The sequence below is a fragment of the Marinobacter zhejiangensis genome (assembly GCF_900114775.1).
Taxonomy (GTDB): Bacteria; Pseudomonadota; Gammaproteobacteria; order Pseudomonadales; family Oleiphilaceae; genus Marinobacter; species Marinobacter zhejiangensis.
In genome coordinates this window covers 353,059-368,691 of the sequence record NZ_FOUE01000004.1, presented here as the reverse complement: position 1 = coordinate 368,691, position 15,633 = coordinate 353,059, and the positions used below count along the sequence as shown (strand labels likewise).

At 56.2% G+C, this 15,633-nt stretch carries 13 protein-coding genes; 1 reads left to right on the top strand and 12 read right to left on the bottom strand.

Features of this window, described 5'->3' with window-relative positions; genetic code table 11:
- Nucleotides 1–187 precede the first annotated feature (187 nt).
- Nucleotides 188–1,255, top strand: a complete 1,068-nt coding sequence (locus tag BMZ67_RS14495; protein WP_092023956.1) for a 3-deoxy-7-phosphoheptulonate synthase — start codon at nucleotides 188–190, stop codon at nucleotides 1,253–1,255.
- A gap of 70 nt (nucleotides 1,256–1,325) precedes the next feature.
- On the opposite strand, the gene cobA is transcribed toward BMZ67_RS14495, so the two are convergent.
- The 12 genes from cobA to trpA all read right to left on the bottom strand — a co-directional run bounded on the left by cobA (nucleotide 1,326) and on the right by trpA (nucleotide 15,631).
- Entirely contained in the window at nucleotides 1,326–2,177 is an 852-nt protein-coding gene (gene cobA, locus BMZ67_RS14490) for a uroporphyrinogen-III C-methyltransferase (protein WP_092023954.1), read from the bottom strand.
- The gene (gene serS, locus BMZ67_RS14485) at nucleotides 2,174–3,448 is read right to left on the bottom strand and encodes a serine--tRNA ligase (protein WP_092023952.1); all 1,275 of its coding nucleotides are present in this window, start codon (nucleotides 3,446–3,448) and stop codon (nucleotides 2,174–2,176) included. Before serS ends, cobA begins: the two co-directional genes overlap by 4 nt.
- Before the next feature lie 113 nt (nucleotides 3,449–3,561).
- Nucleotides 3,562–4,914 carry a replication-associated recombination protein A gene (locus tag BMZ67_RS14480; protein WP_092023950.1) on the bottom strand — a complete coding sequence of 451 codons (1,353 nt, stop codon included), beginning with the start codon at nucleotides 4,912–4,914 and terminating at the stop codon, nucleotides 3,562–3,564.
- Nucleotides 4,914–5,558 (bottom strand): outer membrane lipoprotein periplasmic chaperone LolA, encoded by a 645-nt coding sequence (lolA, locus tag BMZ67_RS14475; RefSeq protein ID WP_092023948.1) that lies wholly within the window; start codon nucleotides 5,556–5,558, stop codon nucleotides 4,914–4,916. Before lolA ends, BMZ67_RS14480 begins: the two co-directional genes overlap by 1 nt.
- Nucleotides 5,559–5,568: 10 nt before the next feature.
- Nucleotides 5,569–8,226 (bottom strand): DNA translocase FtsK, encoded by a 2,658-nt coding sequence (locus tag BMZ67_RS14470; RefSeq protein WP_092023946.1) that lies wholly within the window; start codon nucleotides 8,224–8,226, stop codon nucleotides 5,569–5,571.
- Nucleotides 8,227–8,319: 93 nt separating this feature from the next.
- Nucleotides 8,320–9,543, bottom strand: coding sequence for an O-succinylhomoserine sulfhydrylase (locus BMZ67_RS14465; protein WP_092023944.1), 1,224 nt, complete (start codon nucleotides 9,541–9,543; stop codon nucleotides 8,320–8,322).
- 44 nt (nucleotides 9,544–9,587) lie between these two features.
- On the bottom strand, nucleotides 9,588–11,108 hold the full coding sequence (purF, locus tag BMZ67_RS14460) for an amidophosphoribosyltransferase (RefSeq protein WP_092023942.1): 1,521 nt from the start codon (nucleotides 11,106–11,108) through the stop codon (nucleotides 9,588–9,590).
- Between the two features lie 35 nt (nucleotides 11,109–11,143).
- Nucleotides 11,144–11,689 (bottom strand): CvpA family protein, encoded by a 546-nt coding sequence (locus BMZ67_RS14455; protein WP_092023940.1) that lies wholly within the window; start codon nucleotides 11,687–11,689, stop codon nucleotides 11,144–11,146.
- Nucleotides 11,690–11,787: 98 nt separating this feature from the next.
- Nucleotides 11,788–12,417, bottom strand: a complete 630-nt coding sequence (locus BMZ67_RS14450) for an SPOR domain-containing protein (protein ID WP_092023938.1) — start codon at nucleotides 12,415–12,417, stop codon at nucleotides 11,788–11,790.
- 123 nt (nucleotides 12,418–12,540) lie between these two features.
- Nucleotides 12,541–13,863: a bifunctional tetrahydrofolate synthase/dihydrofolate synthase gene (gene folC, locus BMZ67_RS14445; RefSeq protein ID WP_092023936.1), complete on the bottom strand. Its 1,323-nt coding sequence runs from the start codon at nucleotides 13,861–13,863 to the stop codon at nucleotides 12,541–12,543.
- On the bottom strand, nucleotides 13,847–14,773 hold the full coding sequence (accD, locus tag BMZ67_RS14440; RefSeq protein ID WP_092023934.1) for an acetyl-CoA carboxylase, carboxyltransferase subunit beta: 927 nt from the start codon (nucleotides 14,771–14,773) through the stop codon (nucleotides 13,847–13,849). Before accD ends, folC begins: the two co-directional genes overlap by 17 nt.
- Before the next feature lie 45 nt (nucleotides 14,774–14,818).
- On the bottom strand, nucleotides 14,819–15,631 hold the full coding sequence (trpA, locus tag BMZ67_RS14435) for a tryptophan synthase subunit alpha (protein WP_092023932.1): 813 nt from the start codon (nucleotides 15,629–15,631) through the stop codon (nucleotides 14,819–14,821).
- Nucleotides 15,632–15,633: the final 2 nt, after the last annotated feature.

Below are 15,633 nucleotides of genomic sequence, written 5' to 3'. Positions count from 1 at the left end.
GGGCACAGGTGCCGCATGGGCCTGGGCGCCATCCGATTGCAAAGGCAAGGTAAATGGCGCAGTATATCGAACCCTCTGGAGCCTTTGCGGGATGCCGGTTCCAGCATGCACAACGATCAAGGTCGGGAGCACTTTTTAGTTCGTGACACTGCTTCCGAGAACGTATTACATCGAGGATAAGAACAGAATGTCCGGTAATAAGCTCGAGAACGTCAACGTGGCCAGTCAGGAAACACTGATCACGCCTGAAGCGCTGAAGAAGGAAATGCCTCTGTCCGATAAGGCGGCGGCTACTGTGGACGGAGGTCGTCAGGCGATCTATGACATCATGGACGGCAAGGACCATCGACTGTTTGTTGTAGTAGGCCCCTGCTCCATCCACGACGTTAAAGCGGCCCGGGAATACGCTGAGCGACTGAAAGTCCTGGCGGACGAAGTCAGCGATACCCTGTTGATTGTCATGCGCGTTTACTTCGAGAAACCCCGGACAACGGTTGGCTGGAAAGGGCTGATCAACGATCCACACCTCGATGACACCTTCGACATCGAACAAGGTCTCCATATCGGGCGCCGTTTACTCCTGGACATTGCCGAGCTTGGTCTGCCGACAGCAACCGAAGCACTGGATCCGATTTCTCCCCAATACCTGCAGGACACCATCGCCTGGTCCGCCATCGGTGCTCGCACCACGGAATCCCAGACCCATCGCGAAATGAGTAGCGGACTTTCCATGGCCATTGGCTTCAAGAACGGGACCGACGGCAGTCTGGACGTTGCCGTCAATGCGATGAAATCGGTCTCCCACCCCCACAGTTTCCTGGGCATCAATCAGCAGGGTCAGGTTTCCATCATTCGCACGGCCGGTAATGCCTATGGTCATGTGGTACTGCGGGGCGGTGGCGGCAAGCCGAATTACGATTCTGTCAGTGTTACCCTGTGCGAACAGGCGCTGGAAAAGGCGGGGCTGCGTAATTCCATTATGGTGGATTGCAGCCATGCCAACTCAAACAAGGACCCGGGGCTTCAGCCATTGGTTATGCAGGATATTAGCCATCAGATCCTTGAGGGCAATAAATCCATTCAGGGCCTGATGATTGAGAGTCACCTCAACTGGGGCGCGCAGGCCATCCCGGACAACCTGGACGACCTCAAGTACGGTGTTTCCATTACCGACGCCTGTATCGATTGGGATACGACCGAGAAGGCCATTCGGGAAATGAGAGAGAAGCTGAAGGACGTTCTGCCCACGCGCTGAACGACCCGGTAGCCAGACACAAAAAAGCCGAAGACACCAGGTGCTTCGGCTTTTTTGTGTCTCGCGGCGATCAAATCGATGGATCGCCAACCCAGTCGAGCTTGGAACGAAGGCTCACCACATGACCAATGATAATGATGGTCGGGGCGGTAACGCCGCTGTCTTTAACCCGCTCAACAATATTGCTCAGATCGCCAACAACAACCTTCTGTTCCGGCGTAGTGCCCTTGGAAACCAAGGCAACGGGCATATCCTCGGACATCCCGTGTTTGACCAGTTCACGGGTAATAACCGGAAGCCCAACCAGGCCCATGTAGAAAACCAGCGTCTGGTTATTCTGGACGAAATCCTGCCAGGGCAGATCACAGGTGTCGTCCTTCAGGTGCCCGGTAACAAATCGAACAGACTGGGCATGGCTCCGGTGAGTCAGTGGGATGCCAGAGTATGCGGCGCAACCTGACGCAGCAGTGATTCCGGGAATTACCTGGAAACGTACGCCTGCTTCTGCCAGCGTTTCAATCTCTTCCCCACCACGTCCAAAGATGAACGGGTCTCCCCCCTTCAGTCGAACTACCCGCTTACCCTTCTTCGCGAGTTCAACCAATCGTTGGTTGATCTGGTCCTGGGGCAACGTATGTTCTGACCGCCGTTTGCCGACGTGGATACGCTCAGCCTCTTCGGGAATCAGCTCAAGAATTTCAGGGGAAACGAGTCGATCATAAAGCACCACCTCGGCGGTACTCAGCAAGCGCCACGCTTTCAGGGTAAGAAGTTCGGGATCGCCCGGGCCCGCACCAATGAGGAACACTTCGCCGGCAGAATCGTTTCGGCTATCTGTCACTGGGTTGGTTTGATGGCGGGTTGGCACCGTGTTGGTGCTGGCGCCCTCAATTGGGGCGCCCTGTTGTCTGTTTTGGTTCATTGAATCCTGTCAATGCCTCGCATGTACGGCTTGAGCACATCGGGAACCAGAATGCTGCCATCCGCCTGCTGGTAGTTCTCCATTACAGCGATCAGAGCACGGCCTACGGCCAATCCTGAACCGTTCAGAGTGTGCACAGGCTCGGGCTTTCCGGTTTCCGGGTTACGCCAACGTGCATGCATGCGCCGTGCCTGAAAATCACGAGTGTTAGAGCAAGAAGAAATTTCACGATACTTGCCCTGCCCCGGCAACCAGACTTCGAGGTCGTAGGTACGAGCAGCAGAGAAGCCCATGTCGCCACCACACAGTTCCACTACCCGGTACGGCAGCTCAAGCAGTTGCAGTACTTTTTCGGCGTGGCCGGTCAGTGCTTCGAGCGCAGCGTCGGATTCTGCCGGGCGAACAACGTGTACCAGTTCAACCTTGTCGAACTGATGCTGACGGATCATCCCCCGGGTATCACGCCCGTGAGATCCGGCCTCACTGCGGAAACAGGGCGTGTGGCACACGAGGCGCAACGGCAACTCGTTATCACCAAGGATGGTATTGCTCACCAGGTTCGTGGCGGGCACTTCCGCGGTCGGGATCAGGTAAAGAGGGTTTTCACCCTCCATCTTGAACAGGTCTTCTTCGAACTTCGGCAGCTGGCCGGTGCCATAAAGCGTATCGGCGTTCACCAGATAAGGTACGTAGGCTTCCGTGTAGCCATGATCGCTGGTATGCAGGTCGAGCATGAACTGGGCAAGTGCACGATGCAGGCGGGCAATACCGCCAGTCATCACCGCAAACCTGGCGTGCGCCAGTGAGCTGGCACGTTCAAAGTCCAGGCCACCCAGGTTTTCACCCAAAGCGACGTGATCCAGCGCTTCGAAATCAAATTCCTTTGGCGTCCCCCAGCGGCGAACCTCTACGTTGTCATCTTCACTTTCGCCCGGGGGAACCGTGTCATCCGGAACATTGGGAATGCCGGCCAGGAAATCGTTAAGTTCATCCTGAAGCTGACGAAGCTCCTCTTCGGCTTCAGAGCGCTGCTTCTTCAGGCTCTCAACCTCTTCGAGCAACGGCTGGATATCTTCGCCTGCCGCCTTGGCCTTTCCGATGGATTTTGATCGTTTGTTCTGCTCGCTCTGAAGAGTCTCGGTACGCACCTGGATTGAACGACGGCGCTCTTCGAGTTGCTCAAATTTGGCGATATCGAAGGCGTAGTTCTTCACCGCCAGTTGACGGGCAATCTCTTCGGTCTGGTTACGGACACGTTTGGGGTCGAGCATGGTTATCCTGATTTTCGAAAGTTCGGGTTTATAAAGGAGCCCACAGCACCAGGGGCTAAAGACACAATGTCAGCATTATACCTACGCCAGCGCGCCTTGCCACAGCGCTGGCATTAGCTTCCGGGGTCGTTTGGGTAGCGTTGCCGCGGGCTGGCCTCATTCAGGGCATCCAGCCTTTCCCGTTTTTCAGCCAGTTTAATTTCGAGACCTCGCTCTACCGGGTGGTAGTAGCGGCGTCCATGAATGCTTTCTGGGAAATACGATTCGCCGGCTGCAAACGCCCCGGGCTCATCATGGGCGTAGCGGTACTCATCCCCATGGCCGAGCGACTTCATCAGTTTGGTTGGCGCATTGCGTAAATGGATCGGAACCTCGTAGTCAGGCTCGCTACGGATGTCCGCCATGCATTGGTTAAATGCTTGATAGACCCCAATGCTCTTGGGCGCCAACGCCAGATACGTTACGGCCTGTGCCAGGGCCAGCTCACCTTCGGGCGACCCGAGACGTTCCTGGGCATCCCAGGCATCCAAAGTCAGTCTAAGCGCTCGCGGGTCTGCATTGCCGATATCCTCACTGGCGATACGTACCAGCCGGCGGGCCACGTAAAGCGGATCACAGCCGCCATCCAGCATTCGACAGAGCCAGTAGAGCGAGGCGTCGGGGTCGGACCCCCGAACTGACTTATGAAGCGCCGAGATCTGGTCGTAGAACACGTCGCCGCCCTTATCGAACCTGCGCAAGCTGGTTTGCAGCACCAGTTCCAGGTTCTGCCGCGAAATCGTGGGTACGCCCTGGTCATTGGGCTCCGCCAGGTCGGCTCCTACTTCCAAAATATTCAGTGCTCGTCGGGCGTCCCCGGATGCTGCTGCGGCGATCAGTGCCAACACCTCATCGGCGACTGCCACCTGTCCGGCGAGCCCTTCAGGGGCGGCAAGCACTCGCCGAAGCAGCAACTGCAGCTCGGGCTCAGAAAGGTTTTTCAGTACATAGACGCGGGTTCGGGACAGCAGCGCGCTGTTGAGTTCAAAAGAAGGGTTTTCGGTAGTCGCACCCACAAAGATAAAGGTGCCATCTTCAATATGCGGGAGAAAGGCGTCTTGCTGGCCTTTATTGAAGCGATGGACCTCATCGACAAACAGCAGGGTTCCGCGGCCATTTGACTGCTTTCGCAGTTTGGCTCGCTCGACCACCTCCCGAATGTCCTTAACCCCGCTAAGCACCGCTGAGAGCGTTTCAAAGCTGAGCTGCCCAACGTTGGCCAGCAAACGGGCAAAGGTGGTTTTGCCGACGCCGGGTGGCCCCCAGAGGATCATCGAGTGGAGCTGTTCCTGCTCCAGCGCCCGGCGCAGCGGCTTACCCGGCCCCACCAGGTGAGTCTGACCAACGTAATCATCAAGGGTCTTCGGCCGCATCCGGGCGGCCAGTGGTTCTATGCCTGGCTGTTCGCCAAACAGGCTGTCCTGCATCAGACGTCGTCCTGAATTACGTCGACGCCCTCCGGGTAATCCAATGTGAAGGTGCTGTCTGGGAGGGTTGAGTTCAATTCAACGTTGTCAAAGCTGAGAATACTGAACTGGGACAGGGTGTCTTCCATTCGCATTTCCTGAAGCTCACCGTCATAGAACGACAGGCGCAGGGAAACGAACAGCGAATCGGGATTGCGAGGCTTCAGGGTGAATTCGAGGGTCTTTTCGCCGAGTGCCCGTTGGCTCACCTCATAGCTTTCGGAGAGGTCACCGACTTCACCGCTCAACAAGAGTGCCGGGGTGCTGCTTGCTCGCTCATCCAGGCGGTGGATGGTGACCTGCTCCAAGTCCGGGTCATACACAGACACGCTCTCGCCATCACTGACAATGAACTGGGACAGTGGTGCCTGCGTTTCCCAATAGAACAAACCAGGCCGCTGAGCCTTAAGCTCTCCACGGGTTTCCTGGACCGGGCCGCCACTTTCGTTGACCAGGATCTGGATAAAGCTGGCCTGATAGGTCCGATACCCTTTCAGGATATCGGCGAGCCGACTGGCCGGATCAGCGTCCTGCGCCAGGGTGACTGGGGAGCACAGACCGGCAATCAGCGCGGTCATGGCAAGGAGGACGTTACGAAGCACCATAGTAATTCTCCTAATCTCGGGGAGGTGGCGGGGCCAGTACTTCACGGGTTCCGTTATGGCCCGCAGGACTGACGACACCCGAAGCTTCCATGGCTTCAACCAGGTTAGCCGCCCGGTTATAGCCGATCTTGAACTTACGCTGAACAGAAGATATGGATACCCGACGCCCCTCGGTTACGAACGCCACCGCCTCATCAAACAAGGCATCGTTTTCGTTGTCATCGCCGCCTTCCGACAGCGTGGGGACACCCGGAAGATTTTCGCCCTCCGCGCCATTCAGAACATCGTCGACGTAAATCGGCTCACCTCGGGCCTTCCAGGCACTAACCACGCGGTGCACTTCGTCATCGTCAACAAAGGCGCCGTGAACACGCACTGGCAACCCCGTTCCCGGTGGCAGGTACAGCATGTCACCATGGCCCAGCAGCTGTTCTGCGCCCCCCTGATCCAGTACGGTCCGGGAGTCGATCTTTGAGGACACCTGGAAGGAGATACGTGTGGGGATGTTGGCCTTGATCAGGCCGGTAATGACGTCCACCGAGGGGCGCTGGGTTGCCAGGATAAGGTGGATGCCGGCCGCACGGGCCTTCTGGGCGATCCGCGCAATCAGCTCTTCCACTTTTTTACCAACAATCATCATCATGTCGGCAAATTCGTCGATCACCACCACGATAAACGGCAGCGTATCCAGCTCCGGCCGTTCCTGCTCGTCGTTGGCCAGGTATTCATCCGGTTTCCACAACGGGTCAAGCAGCGGCTCACCAGCCTCCATAGCTTCTTTGACCTTGCGATTGTAGCCGGCAATGTTCCTTACCCCGAGGTTGGCCATCAATCGATACCGGCGCTCCATCTCAGCGACACACCAGCGCAGGGCGTTGGCGGCTTCCTTCATATCGGTCACAACCGGTGACAACAAATGAGGAATGCCGTCGTAGATGCTCAGTTCCAGCATCTTGGGGTCCACCATGATGAAACGAACCTCTTCCGGCGATGCCTTCAGAAGCATACTCAACAGCATGGCATTCACACCAACGGACTTACCTGACCCGGTGGTACCAGCAACCAGAAGGTGGGGCATCTTGGCCAAGTTGGCGACCACCGGGTTACCCCCAATGTCGTTCCCCAACGCCAGCGTCAGTGGTGAGGAGGACTCCTCGAAGACCTTCGCGCCCAGCACTTCACTTAGGCGCACCATCTCCCGGGCTTCATTCGGGATTTCAATGCCGATCACAGATTTGCCGGGAATAACCTCGACCACCCGGACGCTAAGCACAGCCAGCGAGCGGGCAAGGTCTTTCGCAAGGTTAGAGATTTTGCTGACTTTGACACCCGGTGCTGGCTTGATCTCGAAACGGGTGATTACAGGGCCGGGATTAACCTCAACCACTTCCACCGACACGCCGAAATCAGACAGCTTTTCCTCAAGCAGTCGGGACATATGCTCAAGCGACTCTTCGGAATAGCCCTTTTCCTTTTGCTCTTCAGGGGGGTCGAGCAATGAGATCGGAGGAATTGGACATTCAATGTCATCAAACAGGGAAGGCTGAGTTTCGCTGTCCTTTTTTCGAGCCTCTTCATCCCGTTTGAAAGGCAGGATTTTCAGAGACTTGGATAGCTTTTTCTTCGGTTCATCAACCTGAACAGGCGGTTTGTTTGGTCTGGATTCAGTGATCGCCTTTTCAGCGACTACTGGCCTCTCCATCGCTCTCTCCGCCGACCTTTCCAGCGGACGCTCCTCCGGTTCGAATCGCTCGTTCGGGAAGCTTTCCAAACAGACGGTCTCTTCGCCGATATCCGGCATAACGCCGTCCAGGCCTGGCTCTTTTCGCTCATCCTGGGTGGACGCCCTGCCCTTCTTCGCCGGACGTTTGAACAAATTGCCAAGCTTCGCGAGCAGTCCTGGGGCCTTGCGTTTCTCTGGGGCTGGAGATGTCGGCGCCTGGAGCACTGGAGGTTCAGGCTCTGTGGCCTTGGATTGCTTGCGCACCACGGGTTCAGCTGAGCCCTGAGCTTCAGGTCTGCTGAAGCGCCCACGGATGAAGGCACTTGCCCGTTCGTAGCCGGAAAGTGTCATGGCGCCCAAACGATCCATCAACCAAAACCAGGACAGCCCGGTGGTCACCGTCAATGCAAACAGGAAGATGGCAACCAGCATCAACGTTGTGGCGGGCAGGTTGAACAAACGGACCATGGCATCGGAAACGGCCACGCCCATCACGCCGCCGGATGAGGCATTCAGGCCTAGCACGGAATAAAGTGCCAGGAGACTGGTTGCGGACAACAAGATAAGTGCGAACCCGCCGAATCGCAAAAGGAACAACGGCCAGTGCATTTCCAGTGGGTCGTTACGGCGGCGGATCATCATGATGGCATAGCCAAAGACCATCACCGGAAAGAGAAAAGCGACGTGACCAAAAAAGTCCATGAACAGGCTCGCCAGCCAGGCCCCTGTGCGCCCGGCCGCGTTGGTTACGTCAACCTGGTGGCCAACACTTGCCCAGCCTGGGTCGGCGGAACTGAACGTCACCAACGCCATGGCCAGGTAAATTGCCAGCACGATCATGGCGATCACCGTCCCTTCCCTGGCGCCTTGGGCAACCAGTCCGTGGAAACGCTGCTGTTTTTCAGTGAGCGGCGGTGTTTGAGTCGCTTTTTTTGCCTCTGCCATGAACTGCCTGACGAATCCTTTGCCTTTTGGGTGTACCAGCCGTGATACGGCTCTGATTATCTGCTGCCACCGTGATGGCGCGTTAGCGCCGAGTTATTGTCCCAGCGCTTCAAGCCCGCGACTCAGATCGCGTTTGAGGTCCTCGACATCCTCAATGCCAACCGACAGCCTGATCAGGTTCTCGGTGATTCCGGCCTTCGCCTTGTCTTCGTCAGACAACCGGCCATGGGTCGTAGTGGCGGGATGAGTGATTGTGGTTTTCACATCACCAAGGTTGGCTGTGATGGAGATCATTTGTGTTGCATCGATAAATGCCCACGCTTCGGTCCGTCCGCCAGAAACCCTGAATGAAAGCACGCCGCCGAACCCTTTTTGCTGGCTTTTTGCCAACTCATGCTGTGGGTGCGCGGGCAGTCCTGAGTAGAAAACTTCTTCCACCATCGGGTTCTGTTCAAGCCACTTGGCCAACTCTAGCGCATTCTCACAATGCGCACGCATACGAATCGGTAAGGTTTCCAGACCCTTGAGGAACACCCAGGCGTTGAAGGGGCTCATGGTCGGTCCAGCCGACCGCAAGAAGCCGTAGACCTCGTCCATCAATGCATTAGGGCCTACGACCACGCCGCCCACGCAACGTCCCTGGCCGTCCAGGTATTTGGTCGCGGAATGAATGACGATATCGGCACCAAAATCCAGGGGGCGCTGGAGGATCGGGGTGCAGAAGCAATTGTCGACAACCAGGAGCGCACCGGAACGCTTGGCCAGTTCGGACAATGCGGCAAGGTCCGCCACCTCGCAAAGGGGGTTGGAGGGCGTTTCCAGAAACAGCATCCGCGTTTCGGAGCGAACCGCTGCAGCCCATTCATCCATATCGGTCAGGCTGACAAAGGTGGTTTCCACCCCAAAGCGCGCCATGTACTTCTGGAAAAGGACGTTAGTGGTGCCAAAAACCCCACGGGAGCACACCACGTGGTCTCCGGACTTCAGCAATGCCATGCAGGTGCTCAGTATGGCCGCCATTCCAGAAGCGGTTGCAACCGCACGTTCCCCACCCTCCATTGCAGCAATACGACCCTCAAAAGCCTGAACAGTCGGATTGGTGAACCGCGAATAGATATTGCCCGGCTCCTCCCCCCCGAATCGGGCCGCTGCCTGAGCGGCGCTGCCGTAAACGAAGCTGGAGGTCGGAAAAATCGGGTCGCTGTGTTCAAGCTGACCGGTCCTGACCTGGCCGGCCCGAACGGCCAGGGTATCAATGGACATACCCTCGAGGTCCGATTCGGGGATCAGTACGTGTTCTTCGCGGCTAAAGGTCATTACGCGTTCTTCCTACTGTTCACTGAAGGCCGGAGCGCCGTCAATCAGTCGTTATCGTTGTGCAAGTCAATGATGCCGTTGTCGGCTTCATCGCCGTTCTGCTTGCTCTTGCTCTGATCATTTCTCAGAGCCTCGACTCGATCAAGGTACGCGCGATCAATATCACCGGTGATGTACTTGCCGTCGAATACTGAGCACTCCCAGGCTTCAATTTCAGGGTTAACATCGTTAACACAGGTAATCAGGTCTTCGAGATCCTGGTACAACAACCAGTCGGCACCGATGACCTGGCAGATCTCTTCGATACTCTTGTCATGGGCGATCAGCTCATTCACCGTCGGCATATCAATGCCGTAAACGTTCGGGTAACGAACTGGGGGTGCAGCGGATGCAAAGTACACATTCCGGGCGCCGGCATCGCGGGCCATCTGAACGATTTCCTTACAGGTCGTCCCGCGCACAATGGAATCATCCACCAGCATGACGTTTTTACCCCGGAACTCCAGATCAATTGGGTTCAGTTTCTGGCGAACAGACTTCTTCCGCAGTTTCTGGCCCGGCATGATAAAGGTCCGGCCAATGTAACGGTTCTTGATAAAGCCTTCCCGGAACTTCACGCCAAGCCGGTGCGCCATCTGCATCGCGGAGGTACGACTGGTGTCAGGAATGGGGATCACAACATCGATATCATGATCCGGGCGCTCTCGCAGAACCTTGTCGGCCAGAGTTTCCCCCATACGCAACCGTGCCTTATAGACAGACACCTTGTCGATGATGGAATCCGGGCGAGCAAAGTAGACGTGCTCGAAGATACAGGGAATCAGGTGAGGACTGTCTGAGCACTGCTGGGTATACAAAGAACCATCTGTTTCAATGTAAACCGCCTCGCCAGGCTCAATATCACGCTCGAGGGTAAACCCTGCTGCATTAAGGGCAACGCTCTCTGAGGCAATCATGTACTCACGACCTTCATCAGTATCGCGAATCCCATAACAAGCCGGCCGAATGCCATTGGGGTCCCGGAAGGCGACAATGCCATAACCGGTAACCATGGCGATAACGGCGTACGCGCCCTTGCACCGCTTGTGAACAGCCTTTACTGCGGCAAAGATATCGTCTTTTGTTGGAGTCAACTTACCAAGCTTCTGCAGTTCGTGTGCAAATACGTTAAGCAGAACCTCAGAGTCAGAGTTGGTGTTGATGTGACGAAGGTCGGTGCGGAACAGGTCCCGGCTCAGCTCGTCGGCATTGGTCAGGTTGCCGTTATGTGCCAGCGTAATGCCATAAGGGCTGTTGACATAAAACGGCTGTGCTTCTGCAGAGCTGGAGCTACCTGCTGTTGGGTAACGAACGTGGCCGATGCCGACGTTGCCTACAAGGCGACGCATGTGACGGGTGCGGAATACATCGCGAACCAGCCCGTTGTCTTTCCGGAGGTAAAAGCGATCGTCCTGGTAGGTAACGATACCCGCGGCATCCTGGCCCCGATGCTGCAAAACCGTCAAGGCATCATAAAGTGCCTGATTGACGTTAGAAGTACTGACAATACCGACAATTCCACACATGGGTAGGATCTTCTCCGAAGCATTAAAACTGAATATTAGCGGGCGGCTTCCGCCGGTTCCATAATGGATTCCGGCTGTTCCTCAACCGGGCCGAGCCATTCGGCGAATTCGTCACCAAAGGTGCGCCTGGACCAGTCTTCAATCACGGCCAGGTTGTTGATCATAATGGATGTACGCCACCAGGTGTCGTTGACCACGGGCGTATATCTCAGGAAGGCTATGGCAACGACCACAACCACCACGCCCCTCAGAAGTCCAAAGCCCATTCCCAGAACGCGATCGGTTGCGGTGAGCCCGGTTACATGGATGAGATGGCCGATCAGGTTGTTGATGATGGCCCCCACGATCAAGGTTGCGAAAAACAGGATTGCGAACGCAGCAATCAGACGAACCAAGGGGGTTTCGACGGAGCTCTCCAGCAGGGTCTCCATCTGAGGGTGAAAGGTGCGGGCAATGATGAACGCACCAACCCAGCTGACCAGAGACAGGGCTTCTTTAACAAAACCGCGCTTAAGGCTGATAAGTGTTGATACGGCGATCAGAGTGATGATGACCCAGTCGATCCAGATCAGCGCGTCCATGGGAAACCCGGTGGTGAAACAGAAACGCAGATTCTATCAGGAATCACCGCCACACCAAACCGTTAGTTCGGAGGTTCAACAGCCCGCCCTACCCTGACTCACTTATCGCCGGAACTGACGAGACTGTTCAAGCCGAAGGCCGCATCAAGCGCTCTTTTGGCTCGCTCAGCTTCCGCTTTCTCTGCAAACGGACCGCAAAATACCCGGGTCAGTACGGAGTCACCCCGACTGACTTCCTGAAGATGGGAGCTGTACCCCTTTTCCCTGGCCTGATCCCGAAGACGGCGAGCATTCTCAGCATTGCCGAAGCTGCCAAGCTGGACAATCCATGCGCCATCAAGTGCATTGCGATATTCGTTGGGGGTCACTGGCTCAGGCGCGGGTTCCGGGGCAGTTACCTGGGGCTCAGGTTCTGGTGCTGGAACCGGGGCCACTGGTGCAACTGCTTCCGTTGGCTGAGGATCGACAGGTTCAGAAACGAGCGCGGGCTGGGGAGTAGCAGGCTCCTCAATCGCCGCTGTTTCTTCCACTCGGTAGTTTGGCGTGACAGGCGTTGCCGGTGCAACAGGGTCGGACACATCCACTTCAGGGAATGGCGGCTCCTCAGGCAAGTCAATAACCCGGGATGACCGTTCTGAGTGGGGCTCATCAAACAGCATGGGCACAAATATGACTGCCAATGAAACCAATACCAGCGCGCCAATAACCCGTTGCTTGAGTCCGTCCACCTTGTCCTATCCCCTATTCCAGTTCGGTTTCAATTAATAAAACGCTCGTCACCGCAGATACTAACCATCCCCAATGCAGAACTCAAAAGCCCTGACCGGATTTAACGAAAGTTTAAGGCGGTTTCAGGAACAACCCTGGGCAGCAAGGGCAATACGGCCATCCGCGACTGTAAAGAATGATCCGAATACGATAATCAGATCTCGCTCGTCAGCTTCCTGGCGAAGCTGAACCAATGCATCAGCGACGGACGGATAGTTCGAAACGTCAAGACCGCTCAACGGTTCCCCGCAACGGCGGGCCAGTTCATCGGAAGAAAGCCCCCGTGGACAGTCCAGCCCAACCAGGTACCAGGAATCCACAACCACGGCCATTTCCCGAACCACACCGGCTACATCTTTGTCGGCCAGTGCGCCGTAGACCGCCCAGACCCGGCCATCGCCTCGACGACGCTTAGCCACCTGTCGGGCAAGCCACGCCGCAGCATGAGGGTTATGACCAACATCAGCGTAGATATCAGGTTGCGAGGCAAGACGTTCGAAACGCCCGGGAAGCGTCACCCCGCCCAACGATGCAGTAATCTGATCGGAACTCATTGCAGGCTCAAGCATGGAGATGGCAACAACCGCCGCAGCCACGCTGTTTAACGGCAGCACCACATCGGGGATCTGAACATCACCCCCGACCAACCCTCTGCCCTTTGGCAGAGACAGCACGGCCTTTCCGTCATGTTCCGCCAACGAATAGTCAACGCCGAGGCGTATGAGCGGAATGCGCTGGGCAGCGGCCTGCTGCAATACTGACGAAGGGGGATCGACATCCGCATAGATGGCAGCTCGGCCCTGACGCAGAATTCCGGCCTTCTCAAAACCTATCACCTCTCGGTCATCGCCGAGAAATGCAACGTGATCAATATCGACCGAGGTAATGATCGCCAGATGGGGGTCAATAACGTTAACCGCATCCAAGCGCCCGCCAAGCCCAACCTCAAGCACCCAATCCTGAACACCTGCTTCAGCCAACACGTGGAATGCTGCGAGGGTGCCAAACTCAAAATACGTCAGGGACGTGCGCCCACGAGCTGATTCGATGACTTCAAAGGCCGAGACCAACGCTTCGTCCGAAGCTGGTTTGCCATTGACGGTAACGCGTTCGTTATAGCGGTGGAGGTGTGGCGACGTGTAGGTGCCAACAGTGCGACCAGCCTTGCCCAGCAACCAGGACAGACAAGCTACCGTACTGCCTTTTCCATTGGTTCCTGCAACGGTGATCACGCGCGCCTTCGGCGGCGTGCGAAACATGCGGCGAAACACAGTGAGAACGCGATCAAGCCCCAGATCAATCTCTGTGGGATGAATCGCTTCAAGATAAGAAAGCCACTCGTCAAGAGTGGCTCCGACAGCCGGCGAAACCGGCTGCATTGCAGAAGTATCAGGACTGTTCGACATCACCGTCCGGTTTCTCGGTCACTTCCAGTTCAATGGGCGCCTCAGGTTCAGGACGATCCTGATTGGTGAACTTCGCCAGCACCGAGGCCAGCCGTTCACGCATGTGGTGGCGATGAATGATCATATCGATCGCGCCGTGTTCCAGCAAAAACTCGCTACGCTGGAAGCCTTCCGGCAGTTTTTCGCGGACAGTCTGCTCAATCACCCGAGGACCCGCAAAGCCAATCAGGGCGTTGGGCTCAGCCACGTTGAGGTCGCCAAGCATCGCAAGGCTTGCGGACACGCCACCGAAAACGGGGTCCGTCATCACCGAAATATAGGGGATGCCTTCTTGCTTCATCCGCTCAAGTACCGCAGCCGTTTTCGCCATTTGCATCAACGACAGAATGGCCTCCTGCATACGAGCACCGCCACTGGCTGAAAAACAAACCAGTGGAATTCGCTCCTGCAGACAGATATTGGCCGCCTGAACAAACTTCTCACCCACGACCTGGCCCATGGAACCGCCCAGGAAACTAAATTCGAACGCACAGGCAACCAGAGGAATGCCCAGCGTCTGACCACGAAACGCAACAAGTGCATCTTTCTCACCAGTTGCTTTCTGGTTGAGAACAAGCCGTTCTTTATAACGCTTGCTATCTTTGAACTTCAAACGATCCCATGGCTCAAGGTCGGCGCCGATTTCCTGGCGTCCTTCCGGATCCAGAAAAATCTCAAGTCGACGTCGCGCAGTCACCCTTAGGTGGTGATTACACTTTGGGCATACATCCAGGTTTTTATCGAGCTCGGGCTTATACAGAAAGGCGCCACATTTTGGGCACTTCTTCCAAATCCCTTCCGGTACGCCCGCACGAGGCTTTGATTCCGAGCGAATTTTGCTCGGCATAATCTTATCCAGCCAGTTACTCATTGTGTCGTCCTGTCGTTCGATGCCTGCGTTCCAGACCCACCTCTCTCAGGAAGTGAGGTTATCCAGTGCATTGCGCATAGGTTGTAACAGATCCGTTAGCGCACGCTTGAGCTGCTCCGGATCAGTCTGATTTCTGGCTATTGTATCGACCAGAACACTACCAACAATTACACCATCGGATACCTGACCAACCGCAGCGGCAGTTTCGGCGTCTCGAATACCGAACCCGACCCCAACAGGCAGCGCCGTCAGTTCATGAATATGCTGGACCTTTGCCGCAACCTCTTCGACATTGATCGAAGCAGACCCGGTTACCCCTTTAATGGAAACATAGTACACATAACCGGAAGAGTGCTCGCTGATCGCCCGAATACGCTCATCAGTTGTGGTCGGAGCAAGCAGGAAGATCGGGTCCAGGCTCCGGGCTGCAAACAGCGGAGCAACATCAACCGCCTCTTCCGGCGGCAGGTCAACGGTCAGTACACCGTCAATCCCCGCGTCAGCCGCTGCATCGGCAAATGCTTCATAGCCCATGGCCTCAACGGGATTGAGGTAACCCATAAGCACAACTGGCGTGGCGTCATCCCTGGTCCGGAACTCACGAACCATGTCGATCACCTGTTTTAGAGAGGTACCGTGTACCAGCGCCCGTTCGCACGCCAACTGAATGACCGGACCGTCAGCCATTGGGTCTGAGAAAGGAACACCCAGCTCAATGATGTCTGCCCCCGCCTCAACCAGCGTGTGCATCAGATCAACGGTTAAAGCGGGGCTTGGGTCACCCGCAGTGATGTAAGGGATCAAGGCCTTGCGCCCCTGCCCTTTAAGGTTGTTCAAAACCCCTTCGATGCGACTCATGG

Bases quoted from the DNA above. Each gene is read 5' to 3' on its own strand.
- accD (WP_092023934.1), bottom strand. From the start codon at position 14,773: ATGAGTAACTGGCTGGATAAGATTATGCCGAGCAAAATTCGCTCGGAA.
- cobA (WP_092023954.1), bottom strand. From the start codon at position 2,177: ATGAACCAAAACAGACAACAGGGCGCCCCAATTGAGGGCGCCAGCACC.
- trpA (WP_092023932.1), bottom strand. From the start codon at position 15,631: ATGAGTCGCATCGAAGGGGTTTTGAACAACCTTAAAGGGCAGGGGCGC.
- BMZ67_RS14470 (WP_092023946.1), bottom strand. From the start codon at position 8,226: ATGGCAGAGGCAAAAAAAGCGACTCAAACACCGCCGCTCACTGAAAAA.
- BMZ67_RS14480 (WP_092023950.1), bottom strand. From the start codon at position 4,914: ATGCAGGACAGCCTGTTTGGCGAACAGCCAGGCATAGAACCACTGGCC.
- lolA (WP_092023948.1), bottom strand. From the start codon at position 5,558: ATGGTGCTTCGTAACGTCCTCCTTGCCATGACCGCGCTGATTGCCGGT.
- folC (WP_092023936.1), bottom strand. From the start codon at position 13,863: ATGTCGAACAGTCCTGATACTTCTGCAATGCAGCCGGTTTCGCCGGCT.
- purF (WP_092023942.1), bottom strand. From the start codon at position 11,108: ATGTGTGGAATTGTCGGTATTGTCAGTACTTCTAACGTCAATCAGGCA.
- BMZ67_RS14465 (WP_092023944.1), bottom strand. From the start codon at position 9,543: ATGACCTTTAGCCGCGAAGAACACGTACTGATCCCCGAATCGGACCTC.
- serS (WP_092023952.1), bottom strand. From the start codon at position 3,448: ATGCTCGACCCCAAACGTGTCCGTAACCAGACCGAAGAGATTGCCCGT.
- BMZ67_RS14455 (WP_092023940.1), bottom strand. From the start codon at position 11,689: ATGGACGCGCTGATCTGGATCGACTGGGTCATCATCACTCTGATCGCC.
- BMZ67_RS14495 (WP_092023956.1), top strand. From the start codon at position 188: ATGTCCGGTAATAAGCTCGAGAACGTCAACGTGGCCAGTCAGGAAACA.